Consider the following 13,815-nt stretch of genomic DNA (forward strand, 5'->3'; position numbering starts at 1 on the left):
CGCCCGCATATCTTGATACCAATGCCCAAATATTAGCACATAAAAAAGGCTGTACCCTTACGGATACAGCCTTGAATGCTATGCAAAATTTATTAAACCAACTGAATGATAGCCATTTCAGCAGCGTCGCCACGACGTGGTCCGATCTTGATGATCTTTGTATAGCCGCCGTTTCTGCCCTCATATGAAGGTGCAATGTTGTCAAACAGCTTCTTGGCTACGTCTTCCTTAGTTACATAAGAAAGTACCTGACGCTTTGAGTGAAGGTCGCCTGCCTTGCCGAGAGTAATCATTTTCTCAGTCATAGCAGCAACTTCCTTAGCTCTTGTTACAGTGGTTTCAATCTTACCGTTTTCGAGAAGATAAGTAACCATAGCTCTGAGCATTGCTTTTCTCTGGTCGCTAGTTCTTCCCAGCTTTCTTGTGCCTGGCATAGATTTTCACTCCTTACTTTAATTATCGTCCTCTGAATTAAGGTCGTAACCCAATGAATGAAGCTTTTCCTTGACCTCGTCGAATGACTTCTTACCAAGGTTTCTTACCTTCATCATTTCTTCAGCAGACTTTTCAATCAAATCGTTAACCGTGTTAATTCCTGCACGCTTCAGACAGTTAAATGAACGCACAGATAAGTCAAGTTCCTCAATGGTCATCTCAAGGATCTTTTCCTTGCCCTTTTCATCCTTTTCAACCATCATCTCTACAACGTTAGTCTCTTCTGAGAGATCAACAAAGAGATTCAGATGCTCGTTGAGGAGTTTGGCTGCCATTGATACAGCTTCCTTAGCGGAGATAGTACCGTCGGTCCAAACCTCCAATGTCAGCTTATCAAAATCGGTGATCTGTCCAACACGGGTGTTGTCAACCGTGAAGTTCACCTTTAATACAGGCGTATAAATACTGTCTACTGCAATAACACCAATAGGGGCGTTAGGCATAAGCGCCTTGTTCTTTTCCGCAGAAACATATCCACGACCTCTGTCGATGACAATTTCCATATAAAGCTTTGCGCCCGGTCCCAAAGTTGCAATGTGCATATCAGGAACAAGAATGTCCACCTCAGAATCTGTCTTGATGTCGCCGGCAGTGACAACGCACTCGCCCTCGGCCTCAATGTAGATAGTCTTAGGACCCTCGCCGTAAAGCTTTGCAGTTAAACCCTTGAGGTTAAGAATGATCTCAGTAACATCTTCCTTAACTCCGGGAATTGTTGATAGTTCGTGGTGTACACCGTCGATCTTTACCGATGTAACGGCGACGCCTGGCAAAGAGGAGAGCAGTACACGTCTCAGACTATTTCCGAGCGTAATACCATAGCCACGCTCCAGAGGCTCGAGAATAAACTTGCCGTATGTTCCGTTGCTCTTTAGCTCGGCTGTTTCGATTTCAGGCTTTTCTATTTTTTCAAGCATTTAAGACCCTCCTGTTTTCAAACTCGATTGTTTTATATGATCAATAACACATACACTTCCAAAAACATATCAAGTATTTCTCCGATACGCACTCTTGAAGAGTGCATACCGTAAGAACCACTATCAATACATTATTTAGAATACAACTCGACGATGAGGTGCTCCTCGATGTCATAGTCAAGGTCTTCCTTAACAGGCATACGAAGAACCTTAGCTGTCTGGTTGTCCTTGTTTACATCAAGCCATGTAGGAGCTGCCTTTGAAGCGTTAGCCTCAATAATCTGCTTGAACTTCTCGCTCTTCTTGCTGTTTTCCTTAAGTGAGATAACATCGCCTTCCTTGATTCTGTAAGAAGGAATGTCAACTCTCTTGCCGTTAACAAGATAATGACCGTGAACAACGAGCTGACGAGCCTCTCTTCTTGTCATTGAAAGACCCATTCTGTATACAACATTGTCAAGTCTTGACTCGAGAAGAGTAATGAGGTTAGCACCGGCCTGACCCTCCATTTTCTCAGCAAGCTCGAACAGGTGACGGAACTGCTTCTCAAGAACGCCATAGATGAACTTGAGCTTCTGCTTTTCCTTAAGCTGCATACCGTATTCTGAAACTTTCTTTCTCTTGTTAGCGTTAGGATCACGCTTTGTTTCCTTAGCGATACCCATAACTGCTGGGCTGATTCCGAGAGATTTACATCTCTTGAGTATTGGTTCTCTATTTACTGCCATGGTAAATACCTCCGTTTTCTAAATGTTATCGGGTCTTAGCCGAATTGCTTACCCGACTTTGAGTAAACTACAAACTCAAATTGTTTTATAAACTATACACGTCTTCTCTTTGGAGGACGGCATCCATTGTGAGGGATCGGAGTTACATCCTTGATAAGTCTAACTTCAAGATCCTCAGACTGCAAAGCTCTGATTGCAGCCTCACGGCCAGCACCAGGTCCCTTTACAAAAACTTCAACTGTCTTAAGGCCATGCTCCTTAGCAGCTCTTGCAGCAGTTTCAGCAGCTGTCTGAGCAGCGAATGGAGTAGACTTCTTAGAACCTCTGAAGCCGAGTCCGCCGGCAGATGCCCAAGAAATAGCATTGCCCTGCATATCTGTAATAGTTACGATAGTGTTGTTAAAAGTAGACTGGATATGAACCTGTCCCTGTTCAATGTTCTTTCTTTCACGACGACGACGAATAGTAGTCTTCTTCTTAGCCTGAGCCATTGTTCACACCCTCCTTACTTCTTCTTATTAGCGATTGTCTTTACAGGACCCTTACGAGTTCTTGCGTTGGTCTTTGTTCTCTGACCTCTAACTGGGAGACCTCTTCTGTGACGAAGACCACGATAACAACCGATTTCTGTCAATCTCTTGATATTGAGCGCAACATTTCTTCTGAGGTCACCCTCAACAGTGATGTTATGGTCAATATATTCACGCAATTTAGCTACATCGTCCTCAGACATATCCTTAACTCTTGTGTCAGGATTTACGCCTGTTTCATTAAGAATCTTAGTAGCAGTTTTCTGACCTATACCATAGATATAAGTAAGAGCAATTTCAATTCTCTTATCCTTTGGCAGGTCGATACCAGCAATACGAGCCATTATTTAGCTGCACCTCCATTATTGGTTTGTTAGCCCTGACGTTGTTTGTGCTTAGGATTCTGGCAGATTACCATAACCTTGCCTTTTCTCTTGATTACCTTGCACTTCTCGCAGATAGGCTTAACTGAAGGTCTTACTTTCATTGAAATACCTCCTTTGAATTTAGCGACAAGAATTAAAAATTCTTAAACTTACGGGAAAGCTTACTTAGCTCTCCATGTGATTCTTCCCTTTGTCAAGTCATACGGTGACATTTCGACCGTTACCTTATCTCCGGGTACGATACGAATATAATTCATACGCAGCTTACCCGAAATATGAGCAAGGATTTTATGACCGTTTGAAAGTTCTACCAGAAACGTTGCATTTGGCTTAGCCTCAATTACCGTTCCCTCAAGTTCGATAACGTCTTCCTTTGACATTAAAAAACCTCCCCATCTAAAAGGTTTTGGTCTGCTGTAACACGGTTTGGGTCAAAACCTTGTATCAGCCGTCTTAATTTCCTGTTTGTCAGCTCATCAGTGCTGATGTTGACGCCCGCAGGTGAAATGTGTTTTATGTTTTTACGCTTTGGCTTTTCAAGCTTACGCTCCTTGCCGTCTGCGATATACACAAAACCGCCGCTGGCAGCTACCGCAACAAAATATCTGCCCTTATCACGGCCTGCGTTCGCAAGCACCACTGAACCGATCGGTATATCTACAACGCTTTTCTCCGTCATACTTTGGTCAGGATAACTGCCCCGTCAGGAGTAACTGCGATTGTATGCTCAAAATGAGCCGCCCACTTTCCGTCTTTTGTCTTGACAGTCCAACCGTCAGGCATTGTCTTGATATCAGCCGTACCCATGTTTATCATAGGCTCTATGGCTATTACCATACCTGCCACAAGTCTGATGCCGTGACCAGCCTTGCCATAGTTTGGAACTTCTGGATCTTCGTGCAGGTTTTTGCCCACACCGTGACCAACGAACTGTCTTACAACGGAATAGCCGTTGTCCTCATTGTATTTCTGAATGGCCGCACCCAAGTCGCCAAGTCTAACGCCTGGCTTTACCATATCTATTGCAAGATACAGACTTTCTTCGGTGGACTTCATCAGAGCCTCTGCCTCAGGGGAAATCTTGCCTACAGCAAAGGTCTTGCAGGAATCTCCGTGATAGCCGTCAATGTAAGCACCAACGTCTACTGAAACTATGTCGCCCTCGCAAAGCTTGCGTGGACCGGGGATACCATGGATTATCTCATCGTTGACGGAAATGCAGGCTGAGCCTGGAAATCCGCCGTAGCCAAGGAAGCTTGGCTTTGCACCATGAGAAGTGATATATCTGTGAACGACTTTATCAAGCTCGTAGGTAGTCATACCCGGTCTGATAGCCTCGCCCGCAGCGATCAATGCTCCGGCGGTTATTGCGCCCGCCTTCTGCATTTTCTCGATCTCTTTATTGGATTTAACGCATATCATTAAAAACGCCTCGGATCTATGCCTTAACAGCTTCGAGAACAATCTTTGAAGTGTCCTCTACCTTATCCTGTCCCTCAACAGTAACGAGCTTACCCTGCTTACCGTAGTAATCTTTAAGAGGAGCGGTTGATTTGTGATATGTCTGAAGTCTGCTGATAACTGTTGCAGGCTCGTCGTCCTTACGGATAACGATCGGCTTTCCGCAAACATCGCACACGCCCTCTACCTTTGAAGGCTTGAAAGCTGTGTGGTAAGTAGCGCCACAGTCGAGGCAAACTCTTCTGCCTGAAAGTCTCTGCTGAATAGTCTCGTCAGGAACATATATCTCTATGACCTTGTCTATCTTAACGCCCATAGCGTCAAGAGCCTCAGCCTGAGGAACTGTTCTTGGGAAACCGTCCAGAATGAAACCGTTCTGAGCGTCAGGCTCAGCGATCCTGTCCTTAAGGATACCAATTACGATATCGTCTGATACAAGGTCGCCTGCGTCCATAGCAGCCTTAGCCTTGAGACCGTACTCAGTGCCAGCCTTAACAGCCGCTCTGAGCATATTGCCTGTAGAAATAGTAGGAATGTTCAGAGCCTTGCAGATAACCTCAGCCTGAGTTCCTTTTCCCGCACCGGGAGCACCTAAAAGAATGATATTCATTTTTAACTCCTTTTTATCTCAAACGTAAAGCCTATGGTTTATTCAAGGAAGCCCTTATGATGACGCATCATCATTTGAGATTCCATAGTTCTTGCAGTTTCAAGAGCAACTGATACAACGATGAGTATCGAAGTACCGCCCATTGCAATATTCATCTTTGTGATCGAAGTGAAGATAATAGGGAAGATAGCGATTATTCCGAGGAACACAGCTCCTACCAATGTTATCTTTGACAGAACCTTCTTAAGATAATCGGAAGTTGGTCTACCAGGTCTGATACCAGGGATACCACCGTTGTTCTGTCTGAGGTTGTTTGCGATCTCAAGTGGATTATACTGCATTGAAACATAGAAATAGTTAAAGCCGATTATCAGCACAAAGTACAGACAAGCGTAGAACGGATGAGTGTACTCGAACCAGTGAAGGAAGTGATCGTAGAAGCTTCCACTCTTTGGTTCAATGAACATTTTGAGTGTTGAAGGCAGTGACATGAAAGCCATTGCAAAGATGATAGGCATAACGCCGCTCATTGCGATCTTGATCGGAATAAAAGTATTCTGACCGCCGTACTGTTTTCTGCCGACTACTCTCTTTGCGTACTGTATCGGTATTCTTCTTTCAGCCTCATTCATAAAGATGATAAAGCCTATCATCAGAACGAATACAACAAGGATAGCAATTACGAGAATGATGTTCTTAGCCTCGCCTGTCTTCATGTAATCGAACAGACCGATAACTGCTGAAGGACCTCTTGCAATGATACCTGCGAACAGGAGCATTGAGATACCGTTTCCGATACCCTTCTCGTTTATCTCGTCACCAAGCCAGATCGTCAGTGACGCACCTGCTGTAAAGCAAGCGATAATAACTATCTCTGCGAATATCTTGCTAAAGCCCTCTGTGTAAACACAAGCACCCGCTTTCTTCATGGTGAGGTAATAAGCCCACGCCTGGAAGATAGCAATAGCAAGTGACGCGTATTTTGTTATCTTGTTAAGTTTCTTTCTACCCTCAGGACCTTCCTTCTGGAGTCTTTCCAGCGGTGGAAGAGCGTAGGTCAGAAGCTGAATGATAATTTGTGCATTGATATAAGGTGAAACGGAGAGCGCCAAGAGAGTAGCTTTTGAAAAGTTACCTCCTGACAGAACGTTCAGATAGCTAAAAAAGTCACCTGACGAAGCACTCTGTTCAAACCATGCTGACAATGCGACTGAGTCAAGGTAAGGCACAGGAACTGTACCGCCGACTCTGTATATGATGATGATGAAAAAAGTAAATAGAAGTTTTTTTCTTAATTCCGGAACTCTCCAGGCATTACGAAATGTCTCTATCACAATTACATCACCTCAACCTTCCCGCCTGCCTTTTCAATCTTTTCCTTAGCAGCTGCTGAGAACTTAGCAGCCTTAACGGTAAGGTTTTTAGTTAATTCGCCGTTTCCGAGGATCTTGACGCCGTCAAGTTCCTTCTTGATGATGCCTGAAGCTTTAAGAAGCTCAGTATCAACAACTGTGCCGTCAACAAATCTATCAAGATCAGATACATTTACGATAGCATACTTTGTTGCGAAAATATTGTTGAATCCACGCTTAGGGATTCTTCTTGCGAGCATTGTCTGTCCGCCTTCAAAGCCCGGTCTTATTCCTCCGCCGGAACGAGCCTTCTGACCCTTGTGTCCCTTGCCTGCGGTCTTTCCGTTACCAGAACCGTGACCTCTGCCCTTGCGCTTGCTCTCCTTTACGGAGCCTGCAACAGGTGATAATTCGTGCAGTTTCATTCAGATTGCACCTCCTTATGCTTCAGTTACTTTAATAAGATGGGAGATAACCTTTACCTTTCCCTTTGTCTGAGGATTGTCAGGCTGACAAGTCTTATCCCCGATTTTTCTGAGACCCAGTGAATTAGCGGTAGCGACCTGCTTATCGCTTCTTCCGTTAAGGCTCTTTATCAGTTCGATGTTTATTGCCATAACTGTTATCCTCCTTAGCCTGTAATTTCTTTAACTGTCTTGCCTCTGAGAGCTGCTACTGTTTCAGCGCTTCTGATGTTAGCAAGACCGCTTATTGTAGCTCTTACTGCGTTGTAAGGATTGTTTGAACGGAGCTGCTTAGCTCTGATATCCTTAATTCCAGCAGCTTCTACAACGGCTCTTACTGTGCCGCCTGCGATAACTCCAGTACCTGGTGCTGCAGGCTTGAGAAGAACCTCGCCTGCACCGAACTTACCGATAATTTCGTGTGGGATCGTTGTTCCCTTAAGTGAAATTCTGATAAGGTTCTTCTTGGCGTCCTGGATTGCCTTTCTGATTGCGTCAGGAACTTCTCCTGATTTACCGATTCCGAAACCTACTACTCCGTTTCCGTCGCCTACTACTACGAGGACTGAGAACTTCATTATACGGCCGCCCTTAACAGTCTTTGATACTCTGTTAATTGCAACGACCTTTTCAGTAAGTTCCATGTTTGAAGCATCTATTAAAGCCAATGTTTACCCTCCTCTTTAGAACTTAAGTCCGCCTTCACGGGCTCCGTCTGCCAACTCCTGAACACGTCCGTGGTAAAGGTAGCCGCCTCTGTCGAATACGACATTCTCGATGCCCTTTGCCTTAGCCGCCTGAGCGATCATTTCGCCGACCTTACGAGCGCCTTCCTTGTTGCCGCCGTTGCCTTCAAAGTCCTTGGACATTGAGGAAGCGCTGCAAAGTGTTACGCCGTTTACGTCGTCGATAACCTGTGCATAAATATGCTTAGAGGAGCGGAATACGTTGAGGCGAGGACAATCAGCTGTTCCGTTGATCTTGTTGCGGACTCTCTGATGTCTTTTTGCTCTTGCCTTAGCCTTGTCAAGCTTTTTAACCATAGTAATTCTCTCCTTTTATTACTTCTTGCTGCCCTTACCAGCCTTACCTTCCTTACGGATAACATACTCGCCTTCGTAACGAATACCCTTACCCTTATAAGGCTCTGGTGGACGCTTCTCACGGATCTCACAAGCAAACTGACCTACTTCCTGCTTGTCGCAACCTGAAATTACGATGTGGTTTGCGTCAGGTACATCGATCTTGATAGTATCTGTTTCAGGTACGATTACCTGATGAGAAAAACCAAGGTTCATAACAAGGTTCTTACCCTGCTTCTGTGCTCTGTAACCTACACCAACGATCTCAAGCTTCTTTGCGAAACCCTCTGTAACACCCTCTACCATGTTGTGTACGAGTGTTCTTGTCAGACCGTGCAGTGACTTGTGGAGCTTATCCTCTGAAGGACGCTCTACTGTGATCACGCCGTCTGCACACTTTATAATCATATCCTTGTGGAACTCTTTTGTGAGTGAACCCTTAGGACCCTTTACTGTAACTACGTTTCCGTCTGCAACAGTAACCTCTACACCTGCAGGAACACTAATTGGCTTAATACCTATTCTTGACATAACTTAGTCCTCCTTACCAGATGAATGCGAGAACTTCTCCGCCGACATTCAGCTCTCTAGCCTTCTTGTCTGTGATAACGCCCTTTGAAGTAGATACGATAGCAATGCCAAGACCCTTTATAACCTTTGGCATATCCTCGCAGCTTGCGTAAATTCTCAGACCAGGCTTTGATACTCTTCTGAGTCCTGTGATGACTGGATTTCTGTTCTCGTCATATTTAAGAGTAATTCTAATGATACCCTGCTTACCGTCTTCAATGATCTTGAAGTCCTTAACGTATCCTTCGTCTACGAGGATCTGTGTAATAGACTTCTTCATATTAGATGCAGGAACGTCAACTGTTGCGTGCTTCGCAGTACTTGCGTTACGGATTCTTGTAAGAAGATCCGCTATTGTATCAGTAATTTGCATGCGTGTTAACCTCCTTTTACCAACTAGCCTTCTTAACTCCCGGAATCTTACCCTCGTGAGCCAACTCTCTGAAACAGATACGGCAAACGCCGAACTTTCTCAGATAAGCGTGAGGTCTTCCGCAGATCTTACATCTGTTGTAAGCACGAGTGGAATATTTAGGCGTAGCCTGCTGTTTGTTGATCATAGCCTTCTTAGCCATTTTTTATCCTCCTCTTACTTATCAGCAAATGGAGCACCCATAAGTGAAAGCAGCTCCTTTGCCTCTTCATCAGTTTTTGCAGTTGTGATAAAGTTGATATCCATACCACGAACCTTATCTATCTTATCGTATTCGATCTCAGGGAAGATCAGCTGCTCCTTAAGACCAGTAGAGTAGTTGCCTCTGCCGTCGAAAGAGTTAGGGTTGATACCTCTGAAATCTCTTACACGAGGAAATGCTACGTTGAAAAGTCTGTCAACGAATTCATACATTTTCTCAGCTCTCAGTGTTACCTTAACACCGATGATCTGTCCGTCTCTGAGCTTGAAGTTAGCAACGGACTTCTTTGCCTTACAAACGATCGGCTTCTGTCCTGTGATAGCAGCCAGATCAGTCATGATAGCATCGATAACCTTCTTGTTATCCTTATCTGCGCCGCAGCCCACGTTGATAACTACCTTATCAAGCTTTGGGATCTGCATAACGTTAGCGTATTCGAATTTCTTCATCATAGCAGGAGCTACGTCGCTAACATAATATTCTTTAAGTCTAGCCATCGTAATATCCTCCTAATTAAAATTCTTCGCCGCAGTCTGCATTCTTGCAGACTCTAACTTTAGTACCGTCCTCAAGGAACTTATGAGCGACTCTTGTTGGCTTGCCGCACTTAGGGCAAACTGCCTGTACCTTTGAAGCGTACATTGCAGCCTCAGCCTCAACTATGCCGCCCTGCTCGCCCTGACGTCTTGGCTTAACGTGCTTTGTAGCAATGTTAAGACCCTCAACGATTACCTTTCCCTCCTTAGGGGAAACTTCCAGGACCTTGCCCTTCTTACCCTTGTCCTTACCGGAGAGGATAACGACGGTGTCGCCTGTTTTTACGTGTACCTTATTCATTGTTACGACACCTCCAATTAAAGAACTTCTGGAGCAAGTGAAAGGATCTTCATATAATCCTTCTCTCTGAGCTCCTTAGCTACTGGTCCAAATATACGAGTACCTCTTGGGTTCTTGTCTTCTTTGATAATAACAGCTGCGTTTTCGTCAAAACGGATATATGTGCCGTCTGCACGACGAAGACCCTTAGCTGAACGAACGATTACTGCTTTAACAACGTCGCCCTTTTTAACAACTCCGCCTGGTGTTGCCTTTTTAACAGAACAAACTACAACGTCACCGATGTTTGCATACTTTCTGCGTGTTCCGCCGAGTACCCTGATGCACATAAGCTCCTTTGCTCCGGAGTTATCTGCTACCTTCAGGTAAGTCTGCATTTGTATCACAGTGCGTTCCTCCTTTCAGAATTTAACGTGCGGTCGGCAGAAGTTATCTGCCACCTGCACTATTGCGTTTTAATTACTTAGCCTTCTCAAGAACGTTAACAAGACGCCATCTCTTGTCCTTTGACAGAGGTCTTGTTTCCATAACTTCAACCTTGTCGCCTATATTGCAAACATTGTTTTCGTCATGTGCCTTAAGCTTAACTGTTCTCTTGATGATCTTCTTGTAAAGTGGATGCTGTACGTTATCCTTGATAGCAACTACGATAGTCTTATCCATCTTGTTGGAAACTACAACGCCAACTCTGGTTTTTCTCAAATTTCTCTCTTCGCTCACAGTTAATCCTCCCTTCGAAAATTACTGAACATTGGACTCTTGCTTACGAATGAATGTCTTTACACGAGCAATATCCTTCTTCACAGCCTGAAGTCTCTTAGGATTCTCCAACTGATTTACAGCGTGCTGGAAACGAAGGTTAAAAAGCTCCTGCTTGAGCTCAGCGAGTTTGCTGTTGAGCTCGTCGACTGTCATATCCTTGATTTCATTAGCCTTCATTATTGCTCACCACCCGTTTCTTGAGTATCTCTTTTAACGAACTTACACTTGATAGGCAGCTTGTGCATTGCAAGACGCATTGCTTCTCTAGCTGTCTCTTCAGGTACTCCTGCGATCTCGAACATTACTCTGCCTGGCTTAACAACGGCTACCCAATACTCAGGTGCGCCCTTACCTTTACCCATTCGAGTTCCAAGAGGCTTTCTTGTTGCAGGCTTATCTGGGAAGATCTTGATCCAAACCTGACCACCACGCTTGATGTATCTTGTCATTGCGATACGGGCAGCTTCGATCTGATTTGATGTGATCCAAGCAGGCTGAAGAGCCTGAAGACCATACTCACCGTGAGAAACTGTGTTACCTCTCATAGCCTTTCCTGTCATACGGCCACGGTGCTGTTTTCTGAACTTAACTCTCTTTGGAAGCAGCATTACTTGTTACCTCCCTCTTTTTTAGCCTTATTGAAGTCACGCTTACCATTTCTGTTCTGGCGTCTTCTGTCGTTTGACTCTCTCTTGTCTGAAGCAGCAACTTCGCCCTTAAGAACCTCGCCTCTGTATATCCATACCTTAACGCCGATCCTACCGTAAGTTGTGTGTGCCTCAGCTGTACCATAGTCGATGTCAGCTCTGATCGTCTGAAGTGGAATTGTACCCTCGTGGTATGTTTCTGCTCTAGCGATCTCTGCACCGCCAAGACGGCCGCCGCATCTAACCTTGATACCCTTAGCGCCGAGCTTCATTGCTCTGCCGATAGACTGCTTCATTGCTCTTCTGAATGAGATTCTATCTTCAAGATCATGTGCGATCTTTTCTGCAACGAGCTGTGCATTGATGTCAGGCTGCTTTACCTCAACGATGTTGATAGCAACGCTCTTGCCGATCATCTTTTCAACGTTTGCACGGAGCTTTTCGATCTCTGCGCCGCCTCTGCCTATTACGATACCAGGCTTTGCACAGTGGATGTGGATTCTTACCTTCTGACCGCCGTCCTTATCGGCAAATCTTTCGATCTCTACTTTTGGAACGCCGGCGTATACGCACTTATCTGCTGGATTCTTTGATCTTGTATTCAGCTCTTTAAGAATAAAGTTACGAACGTTGTAATCCTCAACCAGTGTATCGCCAAAAGTACCCTTTTCTGCAAACCAGCGGGAGTCCCAATTCTTAATCACACCGACACGAAGTCCGTGTGGATTTACTTTCTGTCCCATAGTTTACCTCCTCTTTCAGCTTATTCCTTTTCCTTAAGAACGATCGTAACGTGTGATGTTCTCTTAAGGATTCTATATGCTCTGCCTTGTGCTCTTGGCATGATTCTCTTCATTATCGGTCCTGGACAAACATAGCACTCTGCAACGTAAAGGTTGTTCTTATCCATGTTATGGTTGTTCTCAGCGTTGTGAGCGGCGGACTTCAGAAGCTTCTCAAGATATTCACTTGCAGCCTTTGGTGTATGCTTTACTGTTGCCATTGCAACATCATAGTCTTTTCCTCTGATCAGATCGAGAACGATCTGTACCTTACGAGGAGCAATACGAGCATTTCTCAGAATTGCTTTTGCTTCCATTTGTATTCCTCCTTCCGCACTACTTACCGTTGTTTGAGGTCTTTGAACCTGCATGACCCTTGAATGTTCTTGTTGGAGCGAACTCTCCCAGCTTGTGACCAACCATGTCCTCTGTTACATATACAGGAACGTGCTTACGTCCGTCGTGAACTGCGAATGTGTGACCAACGAATTCAGGGAATATTGTAGAAGCTCTGCTCCATGTCTTGAGCACCTTCTTCTCGCCTGCATCGTTCATTGCCTTAACTCTCTTGTAAAGGACCTCCTGTACGTATGGTCCCTTCTTGACACTTCTACCCATTGATCATCTGCCTCCTTTCAGCATTACTTACCGTTTCTGCGTTTTACGATAAACTTATCGGAGCGATGATGCTTAGCACGGGTCTTGTATCCCATTGTAGGCTTACCCCAAGGTGTAACTGGAGTTGGTCTACCAACTGGAGCACGACCCTCACCACCACCGTGTGGGTGATCGCATGGGTTCATTACAGAACCTCTAACGGTAGGTCTCCAGCCCATATGGCGCTTTCTACCTGCCTTACCGATATTTACGTTCTCATGGTCGATGTTTCCTACCTGACCGATTGTAGCCATGCAGTTTACAGGGACCTTTCTCATCTCGCCTGAAGGAAGTCTTACAAGTGCGTAGTTGTCTTCCTTACCCATGAGCTGAGCCATGTTTCCTGCTGAACGAACGAGCTGTGCGCCCTTACCAGGATAAAGCTCGATGTTGTGAATGAAAGTACCAACAGGAATGTTTATCATTGCAAGTGCATTACCAGGCTTGATGTCTGCGTCTGCGCCTGCTCTGATAACGTCACCGACCTTAAGACCATAAGGTGCGATGATGTATCTCTTCTCGCCGTCCTCATACTCTACAAGAGCAATGAATGCTGAACGGTTTGGATCGTACTCGATAGTAAGAACTGTTGCGTTCATATCGAGTTTGTTTCTCTTAAAATCAATTACACGGTATTTTCTTCTTACTCCGCCGCCTCTGTGACGAACAGTGATTCTACCGTAGCTGTTTCTACCTGAGTTCTTCTTGAGTGGCTCAAGCAGAGACTTACATGGAGCAACCTTTGAAAGCTCGGAATAATCGGTAACTGTCATACCTCTTCTGCCGGCTGTTGTAGGCTTGTAGCTCTTTATTGCCATTTGAAATTCACTCCTTATCTGAGTTTTGCGAAAAGGTCAAAGCGTTTTCACGCCAAGCGCCCTTCCATACTTACGTCCTGCG

General features: G+C 45.0%; 28 protein-coding genes. All 28 read right to left on the bottom strand.

The window, feature by feature from the left end; translation table 11 throughout:
• Window positions 1-92 precede the first annotated feature (92 nt).
• The 28 genes from rplQ to rplB all read right to left on the bottom strand — a co-directional run bounded on the left by rplQ (window position 93) and on the right by rplB (window position 13,733).
• On the bottom strand, window positions 93-434 hold the full coding sequence (gene rplQ / locus OCV57_RS07760; protein ID WP_022286968.1) for a 50S ribosomal protein L17: 342 nt from the start codon (window positions 432-434) through the stop codon (window positions 93-95).
• A gap of 18 nt (window positions 435-452) precedes the next feature.
• On the bottom strand, window positions 453-1,412 hold the full coding sequence (locus OCV57_RS07765) for a DNA-directed RNA polymerase subunit alpha (protein WP_022286969.1): 960 nt from the start codon (window positions 1,410-1,412) through the stop codon (window positions 453-455).
• A gap of 131 nt (window positions 1,413-1,543) precedes the next feature.
• A complete protein-coding gene (gene rpsD, locus OCV57_RS07770; protein ID WP_022286970.1) occupies window positions 1,544-2,140 on the bottom strand; it encodes a 30S ribosomal protein S4 in 597 nt (198 codons plus the stop codon).
• Window positions 2,141-2,232: 92 nt separating this feature from the next.
• Window positions 2,233-2,631 carry a 30S ribosomal protein S11 gene (rpsK, locus tag OCV57_RS07775; RefSeq protein WP_022286971.1) on the bottom strand — a complete coding sequence of 133 codons (399 nt, stop codon included), beginning with the start codon at window positions 2,629-2,631 and terminating at the stop codon, window positions 2,233-2,235.
• Between the two features lie 14 nt (window positions 2,632-2,645).
• On the bottom strand, window positions 2,646-3,014 hold the full coding sequence (gene rpsM / locus OCV57_RS07780) for a 30S ribosomal protein S13 (RefSeq protein WP_022286972.1): 369 nt from the start codon (window positions 3,012-3,014) through the stop codon (window positions 2,646-2,648).
• A gap of 29 nt (window positions 3,015-3,043) precedes the next feature.
• Window positions 3,044-3,157, bottom strand: coding sequence for a 50S ribosomal protein L36 (rpmJ, locus tag OCV57_RS07785; protein ID WP_022286973.1), 114 nt, complete (start codon window positions 3,155-3,157; stop codon window positions 3,044-3,046).
• A 60-nt stretch (window positions 3,158-3,217) separates the two neighbouring features.
• Complete coding sequence (gene infA, locus OCV57_RS07790) at window positions 3,218-3,436, bottom strand: translation initiation factor IF-1 (protein WP_022286974.1); 219 nt, start codon at window positions 3,434-3,436, stop codon at window positions 3,218-3,220.
• On the bottom strand, window positions 3,436-3,735 hold the full coding sequence (locus OCV57_RS07795; protein ID WP_022286975.1) for a KOW domain-containing RNA-binding protein: 300 nt from the start codon (window positions 3,733-3,735) through the stop codon (window positions 3,436-3,438). Before OCV57_RS07795 ends, infA begins: the two co-directional genes overlap by 1 nt.
• On the bottom strand, window positions 3,732-4,478 hold the full coding sequence (gene map / locus OCV57_RS07800; protein ID WP_022286976.1) for a type I methionyl aminopeptidase: 747 nt from the start codon (window positions 4,476-4,478) through the stop codon (window positions 3,732-3,734). The genes OCV57_RS07795 and map overlap by 4 nt, the downstream gene beginning before the upstream one ends.
• Window positions 4,479-4,494: 16 nt before the next feature.
• Complete coding sequence (locus OCV57_RS07805) at window positions 4,495-5,127, bottom strand: adenylate kinase (RefSeq protein WP_267301074.1); 633 nt, start codon at window positions 5,125-5,127, stop codon at window positions 4,495-4,497.
• Between the two features lie 38 nt (window positions 5,128-5,165).
• Entirely contained in the window at window positions 5,166-6,461 is a 1,296-nt protein-coding gene (gene secY / locus OCV57_RS07810) for a preprotein translocase subunit SecY (protein ID WP_022286978.1), read from the bottom strand.
• Window positions 6,462-6,463: 2 nt separating this feature from the next.
• Entirely contained in the window at window positions 6,464-6,904 is a 441-nt protein-coding gene (rplO, locus tag OCV57_RS07815; protein ID WP_022286979.1) for a 50S ribosomal protein L15, read from the bottom strand.
• A gap of 15 nt (window positions 6,905-6,919) precedes the next feature.
• Window positions 6,920-7,096 carry a 50S ribosomal protein L30 gene (gene rpmD, locus OCV57_RS07820; RefSeq protein ID WP_022286980.1) on the bottom strand — a complete coding sequence of 59 codons (177 nt, stop codon included), beginning with the start codon at window positions 7,094-7,096 and terminating at the stop codon, window positions 6,920-6,922.
• Window positions 7,097-7,110: 14 nt separating this feature from the next.
• Complete coding sequence (gene rpsE / locus OCV57_RS07825) at window positions 7,111-7,611, bottom strand: 30S ribosomal protein S5 (RefSeq protein WP_022286981.1); 501 nt, start codon at window positions 7,609-7,611, stop codon at window positions 7,111-7,113.
• Between the two features lie 15 nt (window positions 7,612-7,626).
• Window positions 7,627-7,986, bottom strand: coding sequence for a 50S ribosomal protein L18 (rplR, locus tag OCV57_RS07830; RefSeq protein ID WP_022286982.1), 360 nt, complete (start codon window positions 7,984-7,986; stop codon window positions 7,627-7,629).
• An 18-nt stretch (window positions 7,987-8,004) separates the two neighbouring features.
• Entirely contained in the window at window positions 8,005-8,556 is a 552-nt protein-coding gene (rplF, locus tag OCV57_RS07835) for a 50S ribosomal protein L6 (RefSeq protein ID WP_022286983.1), read from the bottom strand.
• A gap of 13 nt (window positions 8,557-8,569) precedes the next feature.
• The gene (gene rpsH, locus OCV57_RS07840; protein ID WP_022286984.1) at window positions 8,570-8,968 is read right to left on the bottom strand and encodes a 30S ribosomal protein S8; all 399 of its coding nucleotides are present in this window, start codon (window positions 8,966-8,968) and stop codon (window positions 8,570-8,572) included.
• 16 nt (window positions 8,969-8,984) lie between these two features.
• Window positions 8,985-9,170 carry a type Z 30S ribosomal protein S14 gene (locus tag OCV57_RS07845; protein WP_022286985.1) on the bottom strand — a complete coding sequence of 62 codons (186 nt, stop codon included), beginning with the start codon at window positions 9,168-9,170 and terminating at the stop codon, window positions 8,985-8,987.
• Window positions 9,171-9,184: 14 nt separating this feature from the next.
• The gene (gene rplE, locus OCV57_RS07850; protein WP_022286986.1) at window positions 9,185-9,727 is read right to left on the bottom strand and encodes a 50S ribosomal protein L5; all 543 of its coding nucleotides are present in this window, start codon (window positions 9,725-9,727) and stop codon (window positions 9,185-9,187) included.
• A gap of 16 nt (window positions 9,728-9,743) precedes the next feature.
• The gene (gene rplX, locus OCV57_RS07855) at window positions 9,744-10,067 is read right to left on the bottom strand and encodes a 50S ribosomal protein L24 (RefSeq protein ID WP_022286987.1); all 324 of its coding nucleotides are present in this window, start codon (window positions 10,065-10,067) and stop codon (window positions 9,744-9,746) included.
• A gap of 17 nt (window positions 10,068-10,084) precedes the next feature.
• Window positions 10,085-10,453, bottom strand: coding sequence for a 50S ribosomal protein L14 (gene rplN, locus OCV57_RS07860; protein ID WP_022286988.1), 369 nt, complete (start codon window positions 10,451-10,453; stop codon window positions 10,085-10,087).
• 73 nt (window positions 10,454-10,526) lie between these two features.
• The gene (rpsQ, locus tag OCV57_RS07865; protein WP_022286989.1) at window positions 10,527-10,787 is read right to left on the bottom strand and encodes a 30S ribosomal protein S17; all 261 of its coding nucleotides are present in this window, start codon (window positions 10,785-10,787) and stop codon (window positions 10,527-10,529) included.
• A 21-nt stretch (window positions 10,788-10,808) separates the two neighbouring features.
• The gene (gene rpmC, locus OCV57_RS07870; RefSeq protein ID WP_022286990.1) at window positions 10,809-11,006 is read right to left on the bottom strand and encodes a 50S ribosomal protein L29; all 198 of its coding nucleotides are present in this window, start codon (window positions 11,004-11,006) and stop codon (window positions 10,809-10,811) included.
• Window positions 11,006-11,437: a 50S ribosomal protein L16 gene (gene rplP, locus OCV57_RS07875; RefSeq protein WP_022286991.1), complete on the bottom strand. Its 432-nt coding sequence runs from the start codon at window positions 11,435-11,437 to the stop codon at window positions 11,006-11,008. Before rplP ends, rpmC begins: the two co-directional genes overlap by 1 nt.
• On the bottom strand, window positions 11,437-12,219 hold the full coding sequence (rpsC, locus tag OCV57_RS07880) for a 30S ribosomal protein S3 (protein ID WP_022286992.1): 783 nt from the start codon (window positions 12,217-12,219) through the stop codon (window positions 11,437-11,439). Before rpsC ends, rplP begins: the two co-directional genes overlap by 1 nt.
• A gap of 20 nt (window positions 12,220-12,239) precedes the next feature.
• The gene (gene rplV / locus OCV57_RS07885) at window positions 12,240-12,575 is read right to left on the bottom strand and encodes a 50S ribosomal protein L22 (RefSeq protein ID WP_022286993.1); all 336 of its coding nucleotides are present in this window, start codon (window positions 12,573-12,575) and stop codon (window positions 12,240-12,242) included.
• Window positions 12,576-12,594: 19 nt separating this feature from the next.
• A complete protein-coding gene (gene rpsS / locus OCV57_RS07890) occupies window positions 12,595-12,876 on the bottom strand; it encodes a 30S ribosomal protein S19 (protein WP_022286994.1) in 282 nt (93 codons plus the stop codon).
• Window positions 12,877-12,899: 23 nt separating this feature from the next.
• Entirely contained in the window at window positions 12,900-13,733 is an 834-nt protein-coding gene (rplB, locus tag OCV57_RS07895) for a 50S ribosomal protein L2 (RefSeq protein WP_022286995.1), read from the bottom strand.
• Window positions 13,734-13,815 lie beyond the last annotated feature (82 nt).

This window comes from Hominimerdicola aceti (assembly GCF_025567495.1).
Lineage (GTDB): Bacteria > Bacillota > Clostridia > Oscillospirales > Ruminococcaceae > Hominimerdicola > Hominimerdicola aceti.

Excerpts from the sequence above, each read along its gene's own strand:
- map (WP_022286976.1), bottom strand. The coding sequence starts at position 4,478 with ATGATATGCGTTAAATCCAATAAAGAGATCGAGAAAATGCAGAAGGCG.
- OCV57_RS07765 (WP_022286969.1), bottom strand. The coding sequence starts at position 1,412 with ATGCTTGAAAAAATAGAAAAGCCTGAAATCGAAACAGCCGAGCTAAAG.
- rpmJ (WP_022286973.1), bottom strand. The coding sequence starts at position 3,157 with ATGAAAGTAAGACCTTCAGTTAAGCCTATCTGCGAGAAGTGCAAGGTA.
- rplO (WP_022286979.1), bottom strand. The coding sequence starts at position 6,904 with ATGAAACTGCACGAATTATCACCTGTTGCAGGCTCCGTAAAGGAGAGC.
- rpsS (WP_022286994.1), bottom strand. The coding sequence starts at position 12,876 with ATGGGTAGAAGTGTCAAGAAGGGACCATACGTACAGGAGGTCCTTTAC.
- rplE (WP_022286986.1), bottom strand. The coding sequence starts at position 9,727 with ATGGCTAGACTTAAAGAATATTATGTTAGCGACGTAGCTCCTGCTATG.
- OCV57_RS07795 (WP_022286975.1), bottom strand. The coding sequence starts at position 3,735 with ATGACGGAGAAAAGCGTTGTAGATATACCGATCGGTTCAGTGGTGCTT.
- rplX (WP_022286987.1), bottom strand. The coding sequence starts at position 10,067 with ATGAATAAGGTACACGTAAAAACAGGCGACACCGTCGTTATCCTCTCC.
- rplV (WP_022286993.1), bottom strand. The coding sequence starts at position 12,575 with ATGGAAGCAAAAGCAATTCTGAGAAATGCTCGTATTGCTCCTCGTAAG.
- rplR (WP_022286982.1), bottom strand. The coding sequence starts at position 7,986 with ATGGTTAAAAAGCTTGACAAGGCTAAGGCAAGAGCAAAAAGACATCAG.
- OCV57_RS07845 (WP_022286985.1), bottom strand. The coding sequence starts at position 9,170 with ATGGCTAAGAAGGCTATGATCAACAAACAGCAGGCTACGCCTAAATAT.
- rpsH (WP_022286984.1), bottom strand. The coding sequence starts at position 8,968 with ATGCAAATTACTGATACAATAGCGGATCTTCTTACAAGAATCCGTAAC.
- OCV57_RS07805 (WP_267301074.1), bottom strand. The coding sequence starts at position 5,127 with ATGAATATCATTCTTTTAGGTGCTCCCGGTGCGGGAAAAGGAACTCAG.
- rplB (WP_022286995.1), bottom strand. The coding sequence starts at position 13,733 with ATGGCAATAAAGAGCTACAAGCCTACAACAGCCGGCAGAAGAGGTATG.
- rplF (WP_022286983.1), bottom strand. The coding sequence starts at position 8,556 with ATGTCAAGAATAGGTATTAAGCCAATTAGTGTTCCTGCAGGTGTAGAG.
- rpsC (WP_022286992.1), bottom strand. The coding sequence starts at position 12,219 with ATGGGACAGAAAGTAAATCCACACGGACTTCGTGTCGGTGTGATTAAG.
- rplP (WP_022286991.1), bottom strand. The coding sequence starts at position 11,437 with ATGCTGCTTCCAAAGAGAGTTAAGTTCAGAAAACAGCACCGTGGCCGT.
- rpsK (WP_022286971.1), bottom strand. The coding sequence starts at position 2,631 with ATGGCTCAGGCTAAGAAGAAGACTACTATTCGTCGTCGTCGTGAAAGA.
- rplQ (WP_022286968.1), bottom strand. The coding sequence starts at position 434 with ATGCCAGGCACAAGAAAGCTGGGAAGAACTAGCGACCAGAGAAAAGCA.
- rpsM (WP_022286972.1), bottom strand. The coding sequence starts at position 3,014 with ATGGCTCGTATTGCTGGTATCGACCTGCCAAAGGATAAGAGAATTGAA.
- rpsD (WP_022286970.1), bottom strand. The coding sequence starts at position 2,140 with ATGGCAGTAAATAGAGAACCAATACTCAAGAGATGTAAATCTCTCGGA.
- infA (WP_022286974.1), bottom strand. The coding sequence starts at position 3,436 with ATGTCAAAGGAAGACGTTATCGAACTTGAGGGAACGGTAATTGAGGCT.
- rpmC (WP_022286990.1), bottom strand. The coding sequence starts at position 11,006 with ATGAAGGCTAATGAAATCAAGGATATGACAGTCGACGAGCTCAACAGC.
- rpmD (WP_022286980.1), bottom strand. The coding sequence starts at position 7,096 with ATGGCAATAAACATCGAACTGATAAAGAGCCTTAACGGAAGAAGCGAT.